This window comes from Enterobacter sp. S-33 (genome assembly GCF_028735835.1).
GTDB lineage: Bacteria > Pseudomonadota > Gammaproteobacteria > Enterobacterales > Enterobacteriaceae > Enterobacter > Enterobacter vonholyi.
The window spans coordinates 4202588-4223005 of the sequence record NZ_CP117838.1; the positions used below are offsets into that span (position 1 = coordinate 4202588).

27 protein-coding genes are annotated in these 20418 nt (G+C 53.3%); 7 read left to right on the top strand and 20 right to left on the bottom strand.

What is annotated here, in order from left to right; genetic code table 11:
• Nucleotides 1-2: 2 nt before the first annotated feature.
• From rplW to rpsJ, 4 genes are read right to left on the bottom strand one after another with little or no spacing between them, the layout of a single operon-like run.
• The gene (gene rplW, locus PUP35_RS20020) at nucleotides 3-305 is read right to left on the bottom strand and encodes a 50S ribosomal protein L23 (protein WP_000617546.1); all 303 of its coding nucleotides are present in this window, start codon (nucleotides 303-305) and stop codon (nucleotides 3-5) included.
• Nucleotides 302-907, bottom strand: a complete 606-nt coding sequence (gene rplD, locus PUP35_RS20025) for a 50S ribosomal protein L4 (RefSeq protein WP_000424395.1) — start codon at nucleotides 905-907, stop codon at nucleotides 302-304. Before rplD ends, rplW begins: the two co-directional genes overlap by 4 nt.
• A 10-nt stretch (nucleotides 908-917) precedes the next feature.
• Nucleotides 918-1547 (bottom strand): 50S ribosomal protein L3, encoded by a 630-nt coding sequence (gene rplC, locus PUP35_RS20030; protein ID WP_003863274.1) that lies wholly within the window; start codon nucleotides 1545-1547, stop codon nucleotides 918-920.
• Between the two features lie 32 nt (nucleotides 1548-1579).
• Nucleotides 1580-1891 (bottom strand): 30S ribosomal protein S10, encoded by a 312-nt coding sequence (rpsJ, locus tag PUP35_RS20035; RefSeq protein ID WP_001181005.1) that lies wholly within the window; start codon nucleotides 1889-1891, stop codon nucleotides 1580-1582.
• Between the two features lie 380 nt (nucleotides 1892-2271).
• Here rpsJ and PUP35_RS20040 point away from each other — a divergent pair, with 380 nt between their 5' ends.
• Nucleotides 2272-2745: a prepilin peptidase gene (locus tag PUP35_RS20040; protein WP_274241039.1), complete on the top strand. Its 474-nt coding sequence runs from the start codon at nucleotides 2272-2274 to the stop codon at nucleotides 2743-2745.
• Here the strand turns inward: PUP35_RS20040 and bfr are convergent.
• From bfr to fkpA, 11 genes are all read right to left on the bottom strand, one after another.
• Nucleotides 2729-3205: a bacterioferritin gene (gene bfr / locus PUP35_RS20045; RefSeq protein WP_008503492.1), complete on the bottom strand. Its 477-nt coding sequence runs from the start codon at nucleotides 3203-3205 to the stop codon at nucleotides 2729-2731. The two genes, PUP35_RS20040 and bfr, sit on opposite strands and share 17 nt — an antisense overlap.
• A gap of 72 nt (nucleotides 3206-3277) precedes the next feature.
• Complete coding sequence (gene bfd, locus PUP35_RS20050) at nucleotides 3278-3472, bottom strand: bacterioferritin-associated ferredoxin (protein ID WP_008503493.1); 195 nt, start codon at nucleotides 3470-3472, stop codon at nucleotides 3278-3280.
• Between the two features lie 178 nt (nucleotides 3473-3650).
• Complete coding sequence (gene tuf / locus PUP35_RS20055) at nucleotides 3651-4835, bottom strand: elongation factor Tu (protein ID WP_014068448.1); 1185 nt, start codon at nucleotides 4833-4835, stop codon at nucleotides 3651-3653.
• Between the two features lie 69 nt (nucleotides 4836-4904).
• Nucleotides 4905-7019 carry an elongation factor G gene (gene fusA, locus PUP35_RS20060; protein ID WP_008503004.1) on the bottom strand — a complete coding sequence of 705 codons (2115 nt, stop codon included), beginning with the start codon at nucleotides 7017-7019 and terminating at the stop codon, nucleotides 4905-4907.
• A gap of 96 nt (nucleotides 7020-7115) precedes the next feature.
• Nucleotides 7116-7586, bottom strand: a complete 471-nt coding sequence (gene rpsG / locus PUP35_RS20065; RefSeq protein ID WP_004106370.1) for a 30S ribosomal protein S7 — start codon at nucleotides 7584-7586, stop codon at nucleotides 7116-7118.
• Nucleotides 7587-7682: 96 nt separating this feature from the next.
• A complete protein-coding gene (gene rpsL / locus PUP35_RS20070) occupies nucleotides 7683-8057 on the bottom strand; it encodes a 30S ribosomal protein S12 (protein WP_000246815.1) in 375 nt (124 codons plus the stop codon).
• 124 nt (nucleotides 8058-8181) lie between these two features.
• Nucleotides 8182-8469 carry a sulfurtransferase complex subunit TusB gene (gene tusB, locus PUP35_RS20075; protein WP_115876879.1) on the bottom strand — a complete coding sequence of 96 codons (288 nt, stop codon included), beginning with the start codon at nucleotides 8467-8469 and terminating at the stop codon, nucleotides 8182-8184.
• A 7-nt stretch (nucleotides 8470-8476) separates the two neighbouring features.
• Nucleotides 8477-8836 carry a sulfurtransferase complex subunit TusC gene (gene tusC, locus PUP35_RS20080; protein ID WP_111963791.1) on the bottom strand — a complete coding sequence of 120 codons (360 nt, stop codon included), beginning with the start codon at nucleotides 8834-8836 and terminating at the stop codon, nucleotides 8477-8479.
• On the bottom strand, nucleotides 8836-9222 hold the full coding sequence (gene tusD, locus PUP35_RS20085; RefSeq protein WP_121426097.1) for a sulfurtransferase complex subunit TusD: 387 nt from the start codon (nucleotides 9220-9222) through the stop codon (nucleotides 8836-8838). The genes tusC and tusD overlap by 1 nt, the downstream gene beginning before the upstream one ends.
• The gene (locus PUP35_RS20090) at nucleotides 9222-9944 is read right to left on the bottom strand and encodes a helix-turn-helix transcriptional regulator (protein ID WP_003861697.1); all 723 of its coding nucleotides are present in this window, start codon (nucleotides 9942-9944) and stop codon (nucleotides 9222-9224) included. Before PUP35_RS20090 ends, tusD begins: the two co-directional genes overlap by 1 nt.
• 165 nt (nucleotides 9945-10109) lie before the next feature.
• The gene (gene fkpA / locus PUP35_RS20095) at nucleotides 10110-10931 is read right to left on the bottom strand and encodes an FKBP-type peptidyl-prolyl cis-trans isomerase (protein ID WP_111963789.1); all 822 of its coding nucleotides are present in this window, start codon (nucleotides 10929-10931) and stop codon (nucleotides 10110-10112) included.
• A gap of 238 nt (nucleotides 10932-11169) precedes the next feature.
• Here fkpA and PUP35_RS20100 point away from each other — a divergent pair, with 238 nt between their 5' ends.
• Nucleotides 11170-11388, top strand: a complete 219-nt coding sequence (locus PUP35_RS20100) for a protein SlyX (protein ID WP_008503009.1) — start codon at nucleotides 11170-11172, stop codon at nucleotides 11386-11388.
• 51 nt (nucleotides 11389-11439) lie between these two features.
• On the opposite strand, the gene slyD is transcribed toward PUP35_RS20100, so the two are convergent.
• The 4 genes from slyD to kefG form a co-directional block, all read right to left on the bottom strand.
• A complete protein-coding gene (gene slyD, locus PUP35_RS20105; protein ID WP_008503010.1) occupies nucleotides 11440-12030 on the bottom strand; it encodes a peptidylprolyl isomerase in 591 nt (196 codons plus the stop codon).
• Between the two features lie 94 nt (nucleotides 12031-12124).
• Nucleotides 12125-12325 carry a YheV family putative zinc ribbon protein gene (locus PUP35_RS20110; RefSeq protein ID WP_010436300.1) on the bottom strand — a complete coding sequence of 67 codons (201 nt, stop codon included), beginning with the start codon at nucleotides 12323-12325 and terminating at the stop codon, nucleotides 12125-12127.
• Nucleotides 12326-12338: 13 nt separating this feature from the next.
• Complete coding sequence (kefB, locus tag PUP35_RS20115; RefSeq protein ID WP_248175398.1) at nucleotides 12339-14144, bottom strand: glutathione-regulated potassium-efflux system protein KefB; 1806 nt, start codon at nucleotides 14142-14144, stop codon at nucleotides 12339-12341.
• The gene (kefG, locus tag PUP35_RS20120; RefSeq protein WP_441315740.1) at nucleotides 14144-14695 is read right to left on the bottom strand and encodes a glutathione-regulated potassium-efflux system ancillary protein KefG; all 552 of its coding nucleotides are present in this window, start codon (nucleotides 14693-14695) and stop codon (nucleotides 14144-14146) included. Before kefG ends, kefB begins: the two co-directional genes overlap by 1 nt.
• Before the next feature lie 138 nt (nucleotides 14696-14833).
• Between kefG and PUP35_RS20125 the strand changes: the two genes are divergently transcribed.
• The 4 genes from PUP35_RS20125 to PUP35_RS20140 all read left to right on the top strand — a co-directional run bounded on the left by PUP35_RS20125 (nucleotide 14834) and on the right by PUP35_RS20140 (nucleotide 18988).
• The gene (locus tag PUP35_RS20125) at nucleotides 14834-16738 is read left to right on the top strand and encodes an ABC transporter ATP-binding protein (protein WP_274241057.1); all 1905 of its coding nucleotides are present in this window, start codon (nucleotides 14834-14836) and stop codon (nucleotides 16736-16738) included.
• A 112-nt stretch (nucleotides 16739-16850) separates the two neighbouring features.
• Nucleotides 16851-17873 (top strand): hydrolase, encoded by a 1023-nt coding sequence (locus PUP35_RS20130; RefSeq protein WP_115876875.1) that lies wholly within the window; start codon nucleotides 16851-16853, stop codon nucleotides 17871-17873.
• Nucleotides 17870-18088: a YheU family protein gene (locus PUP35_RS20135; RefSeq protein WP_008503016.1), complete on the top strand. Its 219-nt coding sequence runs from the start codon at nucleotides 17870-17872 to the stop codon at nucleotides 18086-18088. The genes PUP35_RS20130 and PUP35_RS20135 overlap by 4 nt, the downstream gene beginning before the upstream one ends.
• Before the next feature lie 30 nt (nucleotides 18089-18118).
• Nucleotides 18119-18988: a phosphoribulokinase gene (locus PUP35_RS20140; protein WP_008503017.1), complete on the top strand. Its 870-nt coding sequence runs from the start codon at nucleotides 18119-18121 to the stop codon at nucleotides 18986-18988.
• Nucleotides 18989-19054: 66 nt separating this feature from the next.
• On the opposite strand, the gene PUP35_RS20145 is transcribed toward PUP35_RS20140, so the two are convergent.
• Nucleotides 19055-19459: an OsmC family protein gene (locus tag PUP35_RS20145; protein ID WP_008503018.1), complete on the bottom strand. Its 405-nt coding sequence runs from the start codon at nucleotides 19457-19459 to the stop codon at nucleotides 19055-19057.
• A 311-nt stretch (nucleotides 19460-19770) separates the two neighbouring features.
• Between PUP35_RS20145 and crp the strand changes: the two genes are divergently transcribed.
• Entirely contained in the window at nucleotides 19771-20403 is a 633-nt protein-coding gene (gene crp / locus PUP35_RS20150) for a cAMP-activated global transcriptional regulator CRP (protein ID WP_000242758.1), read from the top strand.
• Nucleotides 20404-20418: the final 15 nt, after the last annotated feature.

The following is a 20418-nucleotide window of genomic DNA, read 5'->3' on the forward strand; positions in this document are numbered from 1 at the left end:
ACTTACTCAGCGCCGCCAACGAAGTCCAGATTCTGGCCTTCTTTCAGGGTGACGTAAGCTTTTTTCCAGTCGCTACGACGACCGATACGCTGTCCGTGACGTTTAACTTTCCCTTTAACTACCAGGGTGTTAACGACTTCGACTTCGACTTCAAACAGTTTCTGCACAGCAGCTTTGATCTCTGCTTTGGTCGCGTCTTTAGCAACTTTGAGAACGATGGTGTTTGTTTTTTCCATCGCAGTAGACGCTTTTTCAGAAACGTGCGGTGCGCGAAGCACCTTCAGCAGACGTTCTTCACGAATCATGCCAGCATCTCCTCAACTTGCTTAACAGCATCAGCAGTCATTACGACTTTGTCGAAGGCGATCAGGCTAACCGGGTCGATACCAGTCGCATCGCGTACGTCAACCTTGTGCAGGTTACGTGCGGCCAGGAACAGGTTCTCGTCCAGCTCACCGGTGATGATCAGCACATCTTCCAGAGCCATGTCTTTCAGTTTCTGTGCCAGCAGCTTAGTTTTAGGCGCTTCAACAGAGAACTTCTCGACAACGATCAGACGATCCTGACGTACCAGTTCGGACAGGATGCTTTTCAGCGCGCCGCGGTACATCTTTTTGTTAACTTTTTGACTGTGGTCCTGTGGACGCGCAGCGAAGGTCACGCCACCTGAACGCCAGATCGGGCTCTTGATAGAACCTGAACGCGCACGGCCGGTACCTTTCTGGCGCCATGGCTTTTTGCCAGAACCAGTTACTTCAGCACGAGTCTTCTGAGCACGAGTACCCTGACGAGCACCAGCTGCATAAGCAACAACAACCTGGTGAACCAGCGCTTCGTTGAAATCACGACCGAAGGTAGTTTCGGAAACAGTCAGCGCGCTCTGCGCGTCTTTCAATACTAATTCCATTGCTATCCCCTTACGCCTTCACAGCTGGTTTAACGATCAGGTCGCTACCGGTTGCACCCGGAACTGCACCTTTAACCAGCAGCAGGTTGCGCTCAGCGTCAACACGTACTACGTCCAGGCTCTGAACGGTTACACGTTCGTTACCCAGCTGACCTGCCATTTTCTTGCCTTTGAACACTTTGCCCGGAGTCTGGTTCTGACCGATAGAACCCGGAACGCGGTGAGACAAGGAGTTACCGTGAGTAGCGTCTTGGGTACGGAAGTTCCAGCGCTTAACGGTACCAGCAAAACCTTTACCTTTAGAGGTACCGGTTACGTCAACTTTTTTAACGTCAGCAAACAGCTCAACGCTAATGTCCTGACCTACGGTGAACTCTTCGCCTTCAGCAAGACGGAATTCCCACAGACCACGGCCAGCTTCTACGCCAGCTTTAGCGAAGTGACCCGCTTCTGGTTTGGTTACACGGTTAGCTTTTTTAGCACCAGTGGTAACCTGAATAGCGCGGTAGCCATCGTTAGCCAGATCTTTAACCTGAGTAACGCGGTTTGCTTCAACTTCGATTACGGTTACTGGGATAGAAACGCCATCTTCAGTGAAGATGCGGGTCATACCCACTTTTTTACCGACTAAACCAATCATTGTTTCAACCTCTCAATCGCTCGATGACCTGATTAACCCAGGCTGATCTGCACGTCTACACCGGCAGCCAGATCCAGACGCATCAGAGCATCAACGGTTTTCTCAGTTGGCTCAACGATGTCAACCAGACGCTTGTGAGTGCGGATTTCGTACTGATCGCGCGCGTCTTTGTTGACGTGCGGGGAGATCAGAACGGTGAAGCGCTCTTTGCGGGTCGGCAGCGGGATCGGACCACGGACTTGCGCACCAGTGCGCTTAGCAGTCTCGACGATTTCCGCGGTTGATTGATCGATCAGACGATGATCAAACGCTTTAAGGCGGATACGGATTCTTTGGTTCTGCATGAGACCAGAGCTCCAATTATTTTATAAACGAAAATGATTACTCCTCAAACCCATTACGATTGATGGGAGAGTGTAACCGTTCTTACGTAGCTCCCCAATTGGGAGCATTGTTGAGTAACAAAATGAGCTACTCTGGTTCTGATTGAACCCGCCGTCAATTACGACAAGCCCGCGCATTATACGTAAATCTGGGCAAGACGCAAGTGCCGTTTAGAAATTAAGCGCCAGAGGCGCAGTATTCGTAAGAGCGCGCAACATTTTATGCAATGTAATCTCCGTCGATGCTTTGTTTCGAGCCGCTACGCATCTCCGTTTTTTATGCGTTGCCGGCAAGGCCGATTATAACGAGTATGCGCGCAAACTCGCTTGAGGCCTTTTTCATGCTAACCACCCTCCCCTTTCTGCTGATCTATCTTTCGCTGACTGCCTTACTTGTACATGCCGATATTCGCTACGGTCTGCTTCCCGATAAATTTCTCTGCCCGCTGCTATGGGCGGGATTGCTCTTTCAACTCTGTATCCAACCTGATTTTCTGCCGAGCGCGGTGGTGGGTGCGATGGCTGGATATATCGGCTTTGCCATTATTTACTGGGGCTACTGGTTTATCCGCCGTCGTGAAGGTATGGGATATGGCGATGTAAAATACCTGGCTGCGCTTGGCGCATGGCACGGCTGGTGCGTACTGCCTACGCTGGCGTTGCTTGCAGCACTGATGGCGCTTCTCTGCATTCTTGTTTTTTCGTTAATCCGCCCTGATAAGAAGGCAATAAAAAACCCGCTGCCTTTTGGGCCATTTCTGGCAGCAGCGGGTTTATGCGTTGGCTGGAAGACGTTGCTTATTCTTCCACTTTAATCTGTGACTGAAGATAGTTTTGCAGGCCGATTTTAGCAATCAGATCCAGCTCCGTTTCCAGCCAGTCAATATGGCCTTCTTCATCGGCCAGGATCTGGATCATCATATCGCGACTGACGTAGTCATGTACGCTGTCTGCGTAGGCAATGGCTTCACGGAGATCTTTGGCGCCTTCAAGCTCCAGCCTAAGGTCGGAACGCAGCATCTCTTCGACATCTTCTCCGATGCCCAGCTTGCCGAGATCCTGCAGGTTTGGAATGCCTTCAAGGAATAAAATACGCTCGATATATTTATCAGCGTGTTTCATCTCATCTATAGATTCATGGTACTCAACGTCGTTTAAACGTTTGAGTCCCCAGTTTTTGAACATTCTCGCGTGAAGAAAGTACTGGTTGATTGCGACAAGCTCATTTCCCAATAATTTATTGAGATAACTTATGATTTTAACATCACCTTTCATTATATAGTCCCTCCGCTTCCACTCATTGAAGCGTAGATCGGGCTACAGGGATGTCAAAAAAAAGATGGGCGCTTACGCGATCTCTTTGTATTCCGGGATCTGCATCAGTTCGTCCTGCATGATCTCTCGCGCAGCACGTACACATTTACCGCATTGATTTCCCACCGGAACAAATTTGCGAAGCTGCTGGAATGACTGGGGCTGGAACTGGCGAACGGCCTGACGTATTTTTTTGTCGCTTACACCATTACATAAACAAACGTACATAGAAACTCCCGTTCAAATTATGCGCAAAGTGTAAGTGAGAATGGTTATGATTACAATAGCACAAACGCCAGAATGCGGGGCGGGAGCAGGCAAAAAATGCGAAATTTTGTGACAATACCTGAGCGGCAGAAAACAAAAAAGGACGCCGAAGCGTCCTTTTTTATTCGGGGATAATTAATTAGCCCAGAACTTTAGCAACAACGCCCGCGCCAACGGTACGGCCGCCTTCACGGATTGCGAAACGCAGACCGTCGTCCATCGCGATTGGGTGGATCAGAGTCACAACCATCTTGATGTTGTCGCCTGGCATTACCATCTCAACGCCTTCTGGCAGTTCGATGGTACCGGTCACGTCAGTTGTACGGAAGTAGAACTGTGGACGGTAGCCTTTGAAGAACGGAGTATGACGGCCGCCTTCGTCTTTGGACAGAATGTACACTTCAGATTCGAACTTGGTGTGTGGCTTGATTGAGCCTGGCTTCGCCAGAACCTGACCACGTTCGATTTCTTCACGTTTGATACCACGCAGCAGAACACCAACGTTCTCACCAGCACGGCCTTCGTCCAGCAGTTTGCGGAACATTTCAACGCCAGTACAGGTAGACTTCGCAGTCTCTTTGATACCAACGATTTCAACTTCTTCACCAACTTTGATGATACCGCGCTCTACACGACCGGTAACAACGGTACCACGACCGGAGATGGAGAATACGTCTTCGATTGGCAGCAGGAATGGCTTGTCAATCGCACGCTCTGGTTCTGGGATGTAAGAATCCAGGAAGCCAGCCAGTTCGATGATTTTCGCTTCCCACTCAGCTTCGCCTTCCAGCGCTTTCAGAGCAGAACCACGAACGATTGGAGTATCGTCGCCTGGGAAATCGTACTGAGACAGCAGTTCACGAACTTCCATCTCTACCAGTTCCAGCAGCTCTTCGTCATCAACCATGTCGCACTTGTTCAGGAACACGATGATGAAAGGAACGCCTACCTGACGACCCAGCAGGATGTGCTCACGAGTCTGAGGCATTGGGCCGTCAGTCGCAGCAACAACCAGGATCGCGCCGTCCATCTGCGCAGCACCGGTGATCATGTTTTTAACATAGTCGGCGTGGCCTGGGCAGTCTACGTGTGCGTAGTGGCGAGTCGGGGTGTCGTACTCAACGTGAGAGGTGTTGATGGTGATACCACGAGCTTTTTCTTCTGGTGCGTTATCGATCTGGTCGAATGCACGAGCAGAACCACCGTAGGTTTTAGCCAGAACGGTAGTGATTGCAGCAGTCAGGGTAGTTTTACCATGGTCAACGTGGCCGATAGTACCAACGTTGACGTGCGGTTTTGTACGTTCAAATTTTTCTTTAGACACGGCTATATTCCTTACTATAGCGCTCTCCCCTCTGGAGAGAGCACGGGACTTAGGTTTTAATCCTGTGGATTACTTACCACGGGCTTCAATAACGGCCTGAGCAACGTTGTTAGGCGCATCATCATACTTCAGGAATTCCATGGTGTATGATGCACGACCTTTGGTCAGAGAACGCAGCTGAGTCGCATATCCGAACATTTCAGACAGCGGAACTTCAGCGTGGATCTTAACGCCAGTTACTTCGGATTCCTGACCACGCAGCATACCGCGACGACGGCTCAAGTCACCGATAACGTCACCGGTGTTCTCTTCAGGAGTTTCTACTTCAACCTTCATGATTGGCTCAAGCAGAACTGGTTTTGCTTTCTTAAAGCCTTCTTTAAAGGCAATAGACGCAGCCAGTTTAAACGCCAGTTCAGAGGAGTCAACGTCGTGGTAAGAACCGAAGTGCAGACGAACACCCATGTCAACAACCGGATAGCCAGCCAGAGGGCCCGCTTTCAGCTGTTCCTGGATGCCTTTATCAACGGCAGGGATGTATTCGCCAGGAATTACACCGCCTTTGATGTCGTTGATGAACTCGTAACCTTTCGGGTTAGAGCCCGGCTCCAGTGGGTACATGTCAATCACAACGTGACCGTACTGACCGCGACCACCAGACTGCTTAGCGTGTTTACCTTCAATGTCGGTAACTTTCGCGCGAATCGCTTCGCGGTAAGCAACCTGAGGTTTACCCACGTTCGCTTCAACGTTGAATTCACGCTTCATACGGTCAACGATGATGTCCAGGTGCAGTTCACCCATACCAGCGATGATGGTCTGGTTAGATTCTTCATCAGTCCATACGCGGAATGATGGGTCTTCTTTCGCCAGACGGCCCAGAGCCAGACCCATTTTTTCCTGGTCAGCTTTGGTTTTTGGTTCAACTGCGATGGAGATTACCGGCTCAGGGAATTCCATACGCTCCAGAATGATCGGGTGATCCGGGTCACACAGGGTGTCACCAGTGGTCACGTCTTTCAGACCGATAGCTGCAGCGATGTCGCCCGCACGAACTTCTTTGATCTCTTCACGTTTGTTAGCGTGCATCTGTACGATACGGCCAAAACGCTCACGCGCCGCTTTCACGGAGTTCAGGATGGTGTCACCGGAGTTAACCACACCAGAATAAACGCGGAAGAAGGTCAGGTTACCCACGAATGGGTCGGTAGCAATTTTGAACGCCAGTGCAGAGAATGGCTCTTCGTCGCTTGCGTGACGCTCAGCCGGAGTATCTTTACCGTCGTCCAGGATGCCGTTGATCGCAGGAACGTCAACCGGGGATGGCAGGTAGTCAACTACCGCATCCAGCATCGCCTGAACACCTTTGTTCTTGAACGCAGAACCACAGGTTACCAGGATGATTTCGTTGTTCAGAACGCGCTGACGCAGAGCTTTTTTGATCTCTTCTTCAGTCAGTTCTTCACCACCCAGGTATTTCTCCATCAGCTCTTCAGAAGCTTCAGCAGCGGATTCGATCAGGTTCTGGTGCCATTCGTCAGCCAGGTCCTGCATTGCAGCTGGGATATCTTCGTATTCGAAGGTAACGCCCTGGTCTGCATCGTTCCAGTTGATGGCTTTCATTTTCACCAGGTCGATAACGCCGGTGAAGCCTTCTTCAGCACCAATTGCCAGCTGCAGCGGAACAGGGTTCGCGCCCAGACGGGTTTTGATCTGACCAACAACTTTCAGGAAGTTAGCACCCATACGGTCCATTTTGTTAACGAACGCGATGCGTGGAACTTTATATTTGTTCGCCTGACGCCATACGGTTTCAGACTGTGGCTGAACACCACCAACTGCGCAATAAACCATTACCGCGCCGTCAAGAACACGCATGGAACGTTCTACTTCGATGGTGAAGTCAACGTGCCCTGGGGTGTCGATGATGTTTACGCGATGCGGTTCGTACTGCTTAGCCATACCTGACCAGAATGCAGTAGTCGCTGCGGAGGTGATAGTGATACCACGCTCCTGCTCCTGTTCCATCCAGTCCATGGTGGCTGCGCCGTCATGAACTTCACCGATTTTGTGGTTTACACCGGTGTAGAACAGAATACGTTCGGTAGTAGTGGTTTTACCGGCGTCGATGTGCGCACTGATACCGATGTTACGGTAGCGTGCGATGGGTGTTGTACGAGCCATTTGATTCCTCGTTTATATCTTTAGGCGTTCAGTTAAGTTACCCAGAGCGGGCGGCTTCTCTGAAGCGCCCGCCTGGTGACTAAGACTCCGAAGGGATTACCAACGGTAGTGTGCGAACGCCTTGTTGGCTTCTGCCATACGGTGAACGTCTTCACGTTTCTTAACTGCAGTACCTTTGTTGTCTGCAGCATCAGAAAGTTCGTTCGCCAGACGCAGAGCCATGGATTTATCACCGCGTTTACGAGCAGCTTCAACGATCCAACGCATTGCCAGGGCATTACGACGGACCGGACGAACTTCAACTGGAACCTGATAAGTAGAACCACCAACGCGGCGGGACTTAACTTCTACAGTTGGGCGAACGTTGTCGAGAGCGACTTCGAAAGCTTCCAGTTCATTTTTACCAGAACGCTGAGCCAGGGTCTCAAGCGCGCTGTATACGATTGCTTCTGCAGTAGATTTTTTACCATCTACCATCAGGATATTTACAAATTTTGCCAGCAGTTCTGATCCGAATTTCGGATCTGGAAGAATTTTACGCTGACCAATGACGCGACGACGTGGCATGGGAATACTCCGTTGTTAATTCAGGATTGTCCAAAACTCAAAGAGTTTAGTGTGACATTAAGATAAATCAGTTTGGCCTTACTTAACGGAGAACCATTAAGCCTTAGGACGCTTCACGCCGTACTTGGAGCGAGCCTGCTTACGGTCTTTAACACCTGAGCAGTCCAGCGCACCACGAACGGTGTGGTAACGAACACCCGGAAGGTCTTTAACACGACCGCCACGGATCAGGATCACGGAGTGCTCCTGCAGGTTGTGACCTTCACCACCGATGTAGGAAGTCACTTCGAAACCGTTAGTCAAACGCACACGGCATACTTTACGCAGTGCGGAGTTTGGTTTTTTAGGAGTGGTGGTATATACACGAGTACATACGCCACGTTTCTGCGGGCAGGCTTCCAGCGCAGGCACGTTGCTTTTCGCAACTTTGCGTGCACGTGGTTTGCGTACCAGCTGGTTAACTGTTGCCATTAAATAGCTCCTGGTTTTAGCTTTTGCTTCGTAAACACGTAATAAAACGACCTCATACAATATGAGGACGCGAAATTTTAGGGCTACGTCGAAAAGGTGTCAAGAAATATACAGCGATCTCAAATCACCAGTTCATTTGACTGGCGTGCGTCACAGTAAGATTGACGAAATCAGTATAGCCAACCACGTCAATTTTGGCTGAAATTTGACCAGAAAGACCCCGCGCATTCAGATCGTCCTTCAGCGCAGAGACTGTTATTGGGGCATTCGTGAGAATTTCAACGAAACGACTGCCTTCCAGTGCAGCAAGTACGCCATCCTGAATCAGCAGCAGGTCATCACCGTCGCGCAGCATACTCAGTAACGCGTCGATATCACATTGCCACGGTGAATGGCTCAGAGTATGGAGCATGTCAGCCTCAGAAAGTCAGAACGGTGTCGTAGTGGGAAAGGTGTTCGCGCAATGCAGCTGAAGACAGGACTGTCACATCCAGCACGAAAGGCGTCTTATCATCCAAACCGCGAGCGGCCAGCGAATCGGCGCAGACATAAAGGGTTTCGATGTCGTACAGCGGCAGCACTTTAAAGGTAGCGATGTAATCCCGCGCCAGAATGGCCTGAGGCTGTTGCCCAGCCAAAAGCTGAAACACCCCGTCCCCCAAAAAGAAGACGCCGATATCTTCGGTCAGCGCGGACGTTGCAAGTAACGCATCCAGCCCTTCGCGGCCAGAAGCGCTGCCGTGCGGCGCAGACTTAAAAACAAATGCCACGCGCTTCATCAGAATTGCACCACTCTGTCGCAGGTTAACGCCGCCTGTGCCAGCGCGCCCAGACCACTTAACGAAAAACCGGGCTGCAGGTTAGAACCCGATAAACCAAGACGCGCAGCTTCGGTTGCATCGGTGACGCCGCGGCGCAGTGCCGCCGCCACGCAGATGTGCAGTTCTACGCCCTGCTTTTCGTTTAATGCCTGCCAGCCGCGCACCAGATCGAACTCATCGCTCGCCGGCGACGTAAACTGGTTCGCGTTGTACACCCCTTCCCGATAGAAGAAGACGCTCGCCAGCTCATGTCCGGCCGCCAGCAGCGCATGCGCAAACTGCAGCGCGCTGCTGGCCTGCTGAGTCCCGTACGCCGGGCCTGTCACCATTAACGCAAAACGCATTACTTATCTTGTCCCAGGAAATCACCGCTTTTGAACTGGCGAATATAGAGGTAGACCGTGTGCTTGGAGATGTTCAGACGATCGGCCACCTGGTTGATGGCGTCTTTAATATCAAAAATCCCTTTTTCATAGAGATTGAGCACGATCTGGCGATTCTTGGCGTTGTTCGAGACGTTGCGATCGGCATTCACTTCTTCAATGGTGAACTCAAGCGTCTGAGTGACGAGATCTTCGACGGAAGAGGCAAAGTTAACAGAAGAGCCAACATCCGGCGTTTCTGGTGGAATAAAGGTGCTCATGATCTGCGAGAAAGGCACATCAAGGTTCATGTTGATGCACAGCAGCCCAATCACACGATGCTCGCGGTTTCGAATCGCGATAGTTTCTGATTTCATCAGCACGCCGCTTTTGGCGCGGGTGAAATAGCATTTGGAGACGCTGCTGTCCGCGCCGGTCATGTCATGCAACATACGCAATGCAAGGTCGGTGATTGGCGAACCAATTTTACGGCCAGTATGCTCACCATTCGCAATGCGGATGGCGGAACACTTCAGATCTTGCAGGGAGTGCAATACGATTTCGCAGTGGGAGCCAATGAGCATCGCTAACCCGTCCACTACCGCTTCATAGGATTTCAGAATATCGAAGTCGGTCTGATCGAAAGGACGTTGATCCAGCAAATCAAGTTCACTGGTTTCGTTGGTTAAAAGCGACCTGGACATGAAAAAAACACTCCTTTTCAGGAGCCTGTCGTTAGGTTTTCAGGGCAGGCTCATTATCTACACGGACAACTAAATTAATACAGCGTGTATAGCGCTTTCCAGTGTTAATTATATCTGCCCCACAATAAAAAAACCGCCGCCTGAAAGGCGGCGGTTTTTATCACATTACTTCTTAGCGTCTGTCGCTGCTTTTTCTTCAGCAGGTGCGTCCGCTTTAGCATCCGCTTTCGGTGCCGGTTTGATGTCCAGCAGCTCTACGTCAAAGACCAGCGTAGAGTTGGCTGGGATTCCCGGAACGCCGGTTTTGCCATAGGCCAGATCCGGTGGGATGACCATCTTGATCTTGCCGCCTTTCTTGATGTTTTTCAGGCCTTCAGTCCAGCCGGGGATCACACCATCCAGACGGAAGGAGAGCGGCTCACCACGGGTGTAAGAGTTATCGAACTCTTTACCGTCGATCAGCGTACCTTTGTAGTTCACAACAACGGTGTCGCTGTCTTTAGGCGCATCGCCGGTGCCTTCTTTCTCAACTTTGTACACCAGGCCAGTAGAAGAGGTTTTCACACCCTTCTCTTTAGCAAAGGTATCGCGGTAGGCTTTGCCTTTCGCTTCGTTGTCTTTCGCGTCCGCGTCCATCTTGGTCTGCGCGGCACCCTTCACACGCGCTTCGAACGCCTGCAGAGTCTGTTCAATTTCCTGGTCAGACAGCTTGCTCTTATCTGCAAATGCGTCCTGAACGCCCGCGATCAGCTGAGCTTTATCCAGTTTGATGCCCAGCTTCTCTTGTTCTTTCAGAGAGTTTTCCATGTAACGACCCAGAGATGCGCCCAGTGCGTAGGCGGATTTCTGGTCGTCATTTTTGAACGCCGCTTTGCTGTCTGCAGTGGCAGCAGGCTTCGCAGCAGTATCAGCAGCGAATGACAGCGGCGCGTTCAGCGCAACAGCCATCGTCGTCGCCAGCAGCGTTACTTTAAACAGTGATTTCATCCATATCTCCAGGGCCTGGGGACTCTCACCCCAGCGTTAAACGTAAATGAGTGACGTACTATAAAACGTTGCGGAAGAAATCTACAGACAGACACTTCCAATTCTCGCCACTTTTCAGACTATTTTTGTTTAAATAAGTTTCCTGCCAAGGGGATGCAGACTGTACTTAAGGATAAACTCAGTTAAACTGCGCCGCCGCAGTGCCATTATGGTGAATCTGAAACAAACGAGGTGAATGATGAAGGATACAACGATAGAAGCGAGAATGGCTGAGCTGGAAAGCCGCCTGGCTTTTCAGGACATCACCATCGAAGAGCTAAACCAGACCGTGACCGCACATGAGCTCGAAATGGCGAAACTGCGGGATCATATGCGCCTGCTGACGGAAAAGCTGAAGGCTACGCAGCCGTCGAACATTGCCTCTCAGTCAGAAGAGACGCCACCTCCTCATTATTGAGGCGTAAAAAAAGCGGGATAATCCCGCTTTTTTATTTTCCGCATGACGGAATTAGTGGCAGCCGCAGCCGCCGTTACCGCAACCACCTTTACCGTGGCCGTGATCATGACCATGGTCGTGGCCGTGACCACCGCAGCAGCCATCGTGGCCGTGATCGTGGTCATGGTCGTGACCGTGCGCACCGTGAACGTGGCCATGAGCCAGCTCTTCTTCGGTCGCTTCGCGGATCGCAACAACTTCGACGTTGAACTTCAGGTTCTGGCCAGCCAGCATGTGGTTACCGTCAACCACGACGTGGTCATCTTCCACTTCGGTGATTTCAACAGGAACTGGACCCTGGTCAGTTTCAGCCAGGAAGCGCATGCCAACCTGCAGTTCGTCAACGCCCATGAACACGTCTTTAGGAACGCGCTGAACCAGGTTGTCGTCATACTGACCGTAAGCGTCGTTCGCGCCTACAGCAACGTCAAATTTGTCGCCAACTTCATGACCTTCCAGCGCGTTTTCCAGGCCGGAAATCAGGGAACCGTGACCATGCAGGTAGTCAAGCGGCGCACTCACCGGAGACTCATCAACCAACACACCGTCTTCTGTACGTACCTGATAGGCCAGGCTGACCACCAGGTCTTTTGCTACTTTCATGATATCTCCTGAGCGTGGGAAAATTGCTGGCGCAGATTGTAGCGGAAATCTGCACCCGTGTACCCTTAAGCTTAAAAAAACTCAGAGCATATCGCTAGTCTGGATGAAAAATGCCGATAACTTGCTCTTCTTTGCGAACGTGATCGCGGGCTTCTTTGTCGGCCTCACGCATCTGGTGACCGCACTTAACACACTCAACAACATCAATATTATTTTCCCGCCACATCGCCAGGGTATCTTGCGCCTGGCAGGTCGGGCATTTTGCACCCGCGATAAAGCGTTTACGTACAGCCATCTTTCGTTACCCTTTATTCAAATTCATCCCAGCCATCGAGCTGGCGTCTTTCCTGCTGCATCTCGCGCTGGAAGATCTCCTCCAGCTCGCGACGCGCTTCCCGCACGCGGGAGATCTGCGCCGTATCGGTATGTACCGGCATCAGCTCGCGCAGCATCCGCATATCCAGCCGGCGGAAGTGCATCTGGGCGCGCTGCGCCTGATGCGGATGCATGCCGAGCGAGATCAACGCCTTGCGCCCCAGCTCCAGCGCACTGGAGAATGTCTCACGGGAGAAGTGTTTCACACCCGCCTGCAATAATTCGTGAGCTTCAACACGTCCCCGCGCACGCGCCAGAATATGCAGATGCGGGAAATGCTGCTGACACATATCCACCAGCTTCATCGTGTCTTCCGGGTCGTTACAGGTAATCACGATGGACTCTGCCGCTTCTGCCCCCGCCGAGCGCAGCAGCTCGAGCTGGGTCGCATCGCCGTAGTAAACCTTATAGCCATATTTGCGCATCAGGTTGACCGCGCTGATATCACGCTCCAGCACCGTAATGCGCATTTTGTTCGCCATCAGCAAACGTCCGATCACCTGTCCGAAGCGGCCAAAGCCCACCACGATAACCTGAGGCTTATCATCTTCCACCCACGGCGCTTCGTCTTCATCGTCTGACGGGTTCAGGCGGCGCGACAGGAGTTTATCCACCAGCTTCATCAGCAGCGGCGTGGTCATCATTGACAGCGTGACCGTCACCAGCAAAAGCGCCATCTGATCGTCTTTAAACAGCTTCTGGGAGGAGGCGGTAGAGAACAGCACAAACGCAAACTCACCTCCCTGGCTTAACACGCTGGCAAACTGCATGCGTTCCGAACTGCGCAAGCCGTAAATGCGCGCCAAGGCGTACAGCACCAGCGTTTTCACCGCTACCAGGATGGCTACGCTCACCACAACCCACAGCAGATGGGTATAGAGCACGCCAAGGTTGAGCGCCATCCCCACCGAAATAAAGAACAGGCCTAACAGCAGCCCTTTGAAGGGATCGATGGCAATTTCCAGCTCGTGCCGATACTCGCTCTCCGCCAGCAGCACCCCGGCGATAAAGGTCCCGAGCGCCATCGACAGCCCCAGCGCATCCATAAACAATGCCGACCCCAGCACCAGCAGCAGCGTCGCGGCCGTAAAGACCTCGCGCACGCCCGACGCGGCAATAAAGCGGAACACCGGACGTAAAAGAAAACGTCCGCCAATCAGCATGCCCGCGAAGGCCAGCACCTTCATGGCAATTTTTGCCCAGTCGAAGTGATCGTCCCCGGAGCCCGCCAGCAGCGGCACCAGCGCCAGCGCCGGGATGACCGCCAAATCCTGGAACAGCAGCACCGAAAAACCCAGCTGACCGGCTTCGTTGCGGTTCATCCCCTTGTCGCGCATCAGCTGCAGGGCCATCGCCGTCGACGACATCGCAAGGCCTATCCCGCCGATCACCGCCGCCTGCCAGGAGAAATTCGTCAGCATTAACAGGCCACCCAGTATCGCGGCGCTGAGCACCACCTGCGCGGCACCCACGCCAAAGATAGAGCGTCTGAGCTGCCATAATTTAGAAGGGTTCAGCTCAAGGCCGATGATGAACATCAGGAACACCACGCCCAGCTCGGAGAAATGGAGAATTTCATCCACATCGCTGATGAATCCCAGCCCCCAGGGGCCAATCGCGATCCCAGCCAGCAGATAACCCAACACCGCACCTATCCCAATACGTGCAGCAAGCGGCACCGCGACGACGGCCGCAAACAAAAAAAGCACCCCGGCGAGGAGCAAATTCGATCCTTCCATTAACGACCTCCTGCCGGAATCGGTGACGCCAGCCATTCACCGTAGGCTCTGGCGTGGCTGGCCAGTTCTTTAGGATCCTGACGACGGGCCCAGTAGACAATAATCGGGCTCATCCAGTGCATACGGCACATGGCCGCCGTCAGCTCAAAAGGCCGCAGAATGTCGCTCATCGGATAGCGGTTCAGCCCGGCGTGGCGGTAAGCGCTTTCGGGTTCACCGGTCGTAATCACGCTACGCCAGTACTTTCCCGCCAGCTGATTGCCCCCTACCCCGCTGGAGAAACCCCGGCTCAGCACGCGGTCCAGCCACTCTTTGAGCAGCGCCGGACAGCTGTAGGTATAAAGCGGATGCTGGAACACAATCACGTCATGCTGACGCAGCAGTTCCTGCTCGTAAGGGATATCAATAAAGAAATCAGGATAGTGCGCGTAGAGATCGTGCACCGTCACGTTACTGAGCTGTGTGGCCGGCTTAAGCAGCACCCGGTTTGCCACCGAGTCCTGAGATTCCGGATGGGCATACAGCAGCAGCACTTTTGCTGTCTGAGACATCATTCCCCTCCCGGTCTTGTTTCTGTTTTTGTGTATCGTTGTTGTTTTGGGCTACCATGGCGGCCCGGTGCGGAAAATGGCCCACACCTTACATTATCATAATGACAAATTAACATAGTCGGAACATACGGCGCTTCTATGATTGTTTTCTCCTCGTTACAAATTCGTCGCGGCGTGCGCGTCCTGCTGGATAACGCCACTGCTACCATCAACCCAGGCCAAAAAGTGGGTCTGGTCGGCAAAAACGGCTGTGGTAAATCCACCCTGCTGGCGCTGCTGAAAAACGAGATTAGCGCGGATGGCGGTAACTTTACCTTCCCGGGAAACTGGCAACTCGCCTGGGTAAACCAGGAGACTCCGGCGCTGAGCGAACCGGCACTCGACTATGTTATCGACGGTGACCGTGAGTACCGTAAGCTCGAGGCGGAACTTAACGCCGCTAACGAGCGCAACGACGGCCACGCCATTGCCACGGTTCACGGCAAGCTGGACGCTATTGACGCGTGGACCATTCGCTCCCGCGCCTCCAGCCTGCTGCACGGCCTGGGCTTCAGCAATGAACAGCTGGAACGCCCGGTCAGCGACTTCTCCGGCGGCTGGCGTATGCGCCTCAACCTGGCGCAGGCGCTGATCTGCCGCTCTGACCTGCTTCTGCTCGATGAACCGACTAACCACCTCGATCTCGATGCGGTTATTTGGCTGGAGAAGTGGCTCAAGAGCTATCAGGGCACTCTGATTCTGATCTCCCACGACCGCGACTTCCTCGACCCGGTGGTGGATAAAATCATTCATATCGAACAGCAAACGATGTTCGAGTACACCGGCAACTACAGCTCCTTCGAGCGCCAGCGCGCGACGCGTCTTGCCCAGCAGCAGTCCATGTACGAAAGCCAGCAGCAGCGCGTGGCACACCTGCAGAGCTTCGTGGATCGCTTCAAGGCCAAAGCCTCAAAAGCGAAGCAGGCCCAGAGCCGCATCAAGATGCTGGAACGCATGGAGATGATCGCCCCGGCGCACGTGGATAACCCGTTCCACTTCAGCTTCCGCGCCCCGGAAAGCCTGCCGAACCCGCTGCTGAAGATGGAAAAAGTCAGCGCGGGCTATGCCGACCGCATTATTCTCGACTCCATCAAGCTCAACCTGGTGCCGGGTTCGCGCATTGGCCTGCTGGGACGCAACGGCGCCGGTAAATCAACGCTGATCAAGCTGCTGGCGGGCGAGCTTAACCCGGTCAAGGGTGAAATCGGCCTGGCGAAGGGCATCAAGCTGGGTTACTTCGCCCAGCATCAGCTGGAATTTTTACGCGCGGATGAATCCCCGATTCAGCACCTCGCGCGTCTGGCGCCGCAGGAGATGGAGCAGAAGCTGCGCGACTACCTCGGCGGCTTCGGCTTCCAGGGCGATAAGGTCACTGAAAACACCGAGCGCTTCTCCGGGGGCGAAAAAGCCCGTCTGGTGCTGGCGCTGATCGTCTGGCAGCGTCCGAACCTGCTGCTGCTCGATGAACCGACCAACCACCTGGATCTCGATATGCGTCAGGCGCTGACCGAAGCGCTGATTGAGTTCGAAGGCGCACTGGTTGTGGTTTCGCACGACCGTCACCTGATCCGCTCCACCACGGACGATCTGTATTTAGTGCACGATGGCAAAGTGGAACCGTTCGATGGCGATCTGGAAGACTATCAGCAGTGGCTGACGGACGTGCAGAAGCAGGAGAGCCAGCCGGAGGAGTCGGCGAAAGACAACGCCAACAGCGCGCAGGCACGTAAAGACCAGAAACGCCGTGAAGCGGAGCTGCGCACCCAGACGCAGCCGCTGCGTAAAGAGATTGCCCGTCTCGAAAAAGAAATGGAAAAGCTCAACGCCACGCTTGCTACCGTTGAAGAGAAGCTCGGCGACAGCGGCCTGTATGACCAGAGCCGTAAAGCTGAACTGACGGACTGCCTGCAAACCCAGGCGAAGACCAAATCCAGCCTTGAAGAGTGTGAGATGGCGTGGCTCGACGCGCAGGAACAGCTGGAAGCGATGCTGCAGGCTGACTGACCTGTTTACCCCGTTTTAAGAACAGAATCCGTACCGGGTTCGGAAATCCAGCTTAAACGGGGTACAATTCGGAAAGTATCGTAAATTTCCGACAAGAATCAGCATCGCGCTTATGACCCAAATTATCCCATCAGACTTCGACATTGCGGTCGAAGACAGCACTGAGTTCGTGCCTATGCGCGGCGTGGCCAATCCCCATTTGCAGACCATGCTGCCGCGACTGATCCGCCGCAAGGTTCAGTTCACCCCGCACTGGCAACGGCTTGACCTGCCAGACGGTGATTTTCTGGATCTCGCCTGGAGCGAAGCGCCGGAACAGGCTCGCCATAAGCCGCGTCTGGTGGTCTTTCACGGCCTGGAAGGCAGCCTGCACAGCCCGTATGCCCATGGGCTAATTGAGGCGGCAAAGGCGCGCGGCTGGCTCGGCGTGGTGATGCATTTTCGCGGCTGTAGCGGCGAACCGAATCGTCAGAAACGCATTTATCACTCGGGTGAAACAGAAGACGGGACGTGGTTTTTACACTGGCTGCGTGAAAATTATGGCACCGTGCCAACGGCCGCCGTGGGCTACTCGCTGGGCGGCAATATGCTGGCCTGCTTGCTGGCCAAAGAGGGCGAAAGCGTGCCGCTGGAGGCCGCCGTCATTGTCTCCGCGCCGTTTATGCTCGAGCAGTGCAGCTACCATATGGATAAAGGCTTCTCCCGCGTCTACCAGCGTTACCTCCTCAACCTCCTGAAGGCCAACGCGGCACGTAAACTGAAGGCCTACCCGGATACCCTGCCGGTCAGCCTGCGCCAGCTGAAAAAGGTACGCCGTATTCGCGAGTTCGACGACCTGATCACCGCGAAAATTCACGGCTTCGCCGATGCGATTGACTATTATCGTCAGTGCAGCGCCATGCCGCTGCTCAGCAAGATCACACAGCCAACGCTGATTATTCATGCCAAAGATGACCCGTTTATGGATCATCACTCGATCCCCGCGCAGGAATTCCTGCCCGACAACGTTCACTATCAGTTGACCGAGCACGGCGGCCACGTCGGGTTTATCGGCGGCACGCTGCGCCGCCCGAAAATGTGGCTTGAGGCGCGTATTCCTGACTGGCTAACCCCTTATCTGGACGGTGCAAAATGATTATTCCCTGGCAGGATCTGGCTCCCGAAACGCTCGATAATCTGATTGAAAGCTTTGTATTACGCGAAGGCACCGATTATGGTGAACAGGAACGCTCGCTTGAGCAAAAGGTCAACGATGTAAAGCGCCAGCTGAAAAGCGGCGACGTGGTGCTGGTGTGGTCAGAACTGCATGAGACGGTCAATATCATGCCCCGCAACGCGTTTCACGGCTGATCTTCCACCCTTTTCAGTCAGGGAGTTGCTATGTCTGCCAGACATCCGGTTATAGCCGTTACGGGGTCGAGTGGTGCGGGAACCACCACCACAAGCCTCGCATTTCGCAAGATTTTCGCCCAGCTGAATCTCCGTGCGGCGGAGGTCGAGGGCGACAGCTTTCACCGCTACACGCGTCCTGAAATGGACATGGCCATCCGTAAGGCGCGCGATCTGGGTAAACACATCAGCTACTTCGGTCCGGAAGCCAATGACTTCGGCCTGCTGGAACAAACCTTTATTGAGTACGGCCAGAGCGGTAAAGGGCAGTCCCGCAAGTATCTGCATACCTATGATGAAGCCGTTCCCTGGAATCAGGTGCCGGGAACCTTTACCCCATGGCAACCGCTGCCGGAACCCACTGACGTCCTGTTTTACGAAGGATTACACGGCGGCGTGGTCACCCCGCAACACGACGTGGCGCGCCACGTGGACCTGCTGGTCGGTGTGGTCCCTATCGTGAACCTGGAGTGGATCCAGAAGCTGACGCGCGACATGAGCGAACGTGGCCATTCGCGAGAGGCGGTAATGGACTCGGTGGTACGCTCCATGGAAGATTACATCAACTTCCTGACGCCGCAGTTTTCCCGCACCCATATCAACTTCCAGCGCGTGCCGACGGTGGACACCTCCAACCCGTTCGCGGCCAAAAGTATCCCATCCCTGGATGAGAGCTTTGTGGTGATCCATTTCCGCAATCTCGAAGGCATTGATTACCCCTGGCTACTGGCCATGCTGCAGGGCTCGTTTATTTCGCACATGAATACATTGGTCGTGCCGGGCGGAAAAATGGGGCTGGCGATGGAGCTCATCATGACGCCGCTGGTGGAGCGACTGATGGAAGGGAAGCAGATTGCGTGAGCATGTTCCCTCTCCCTGTGGGAGAGGGTTAGGGTGAAGGCATCAACACGCACGATGCCCCATCAATCACGCCTCGATCACTTCATACGAATGCGTGATTTTTACCGCTTTCTCCAGCATTAACGCTACAGAGCAGTACTTCTCCGCAGACAGATCCACCGCACGCGAGACCGCCGCGTCTTTCAGTTCTTTACCTGTGACCACAAAGTGCAGGTTAATATGGGTGAACAGACGTGGCGCCTCTTCACGCCGTTCTGAGGTGAGTTTAACCTCACAATCCGTCACGTCATGACGACCTTTTTGCAGAATCGACACCACGTCAATGGCGCTGCATCCGCCTGCCGCCATCAGCACCATTTCCATTGGGCTTGGCGCTTTATCGCCGGAGTTACCGTCCATTAAAATCTGGTGCCCTGACGCGGATTCGCCCAGGAACGTTAAACCTTCAACCCATTTCACGCGCGCTTGCATATTCTTAAACTCCAACGTTGCATTTTTGGTGACAGATTACGCGTGCGTTACATTTCTCGCAATGGAAGGCGACCTGCATCATGCTGAAGCGAGACACCAGGAGACACGCGGCGAAAGCTATGCTAAAACACTCTGGATGCTACAGTAATACATTGACGTTACACATGTATGCAGAGGACATCAAACTTTACTGGCTGCGAAACGTTACGGTAGCCGACTTCCCAGGGTATGGGTAAGAATTCGATTGCAACCCCAGAGTCCGGATGCATCTGATGACTCTGGTGACAGCTTATAACAGAGGATAACAGCGCATGGTGCTTGGCAAACCGCAAACAGACCCGACTCTCGAATGGTTCTTGTCTCATTGCCACATTCATAAGTACCCATCAAAGAGCACGCTGATTCACCAGGGTGAAAAAGCGGAAACGTTGTATTACATCGTTAAAGGCTCGGTGGCAGTGCTGATCAAAGATGAAGAAGGGAAAGAGATGATCCTTTCTTATCTGAACCAGGGCGATTTCATCGGTGAACTGGGCCTGTTTGAAGAGGGCCAGGAACGTAGCGCCTGGGTTCGTGCAAAGACAGCATGTGAAGTGGCTGAAATTTCTTACAAGAAGTTCCGTCAGCTGATTCAGGTTAACCCTGACATCCTGATGCGTCTTTCTTCCCAGATGGCGCGCCGTCTGCAGGTCACGTCAGAGAAAGTGGGTAACCTCGCCTTCCTGGACGTTACCGGCCGTATCGCACAAACCCTGCTGAACCTGGCGAAACAGCCAGACGCCATGACCCACCCGGACGGCATGCAAATTAAAATTACCCGTCAGGAAATTGGTCAGATCGTCGGTTGCTCCCGTGAAACAGTAGGCCGTATCCTGAAAATGCTGGAAGATCAAAACCTGATCTCCGCCCACGGTAAAACCATCGTGGTCTACGGAACGCGTTAATTCCGCTTAAACGGC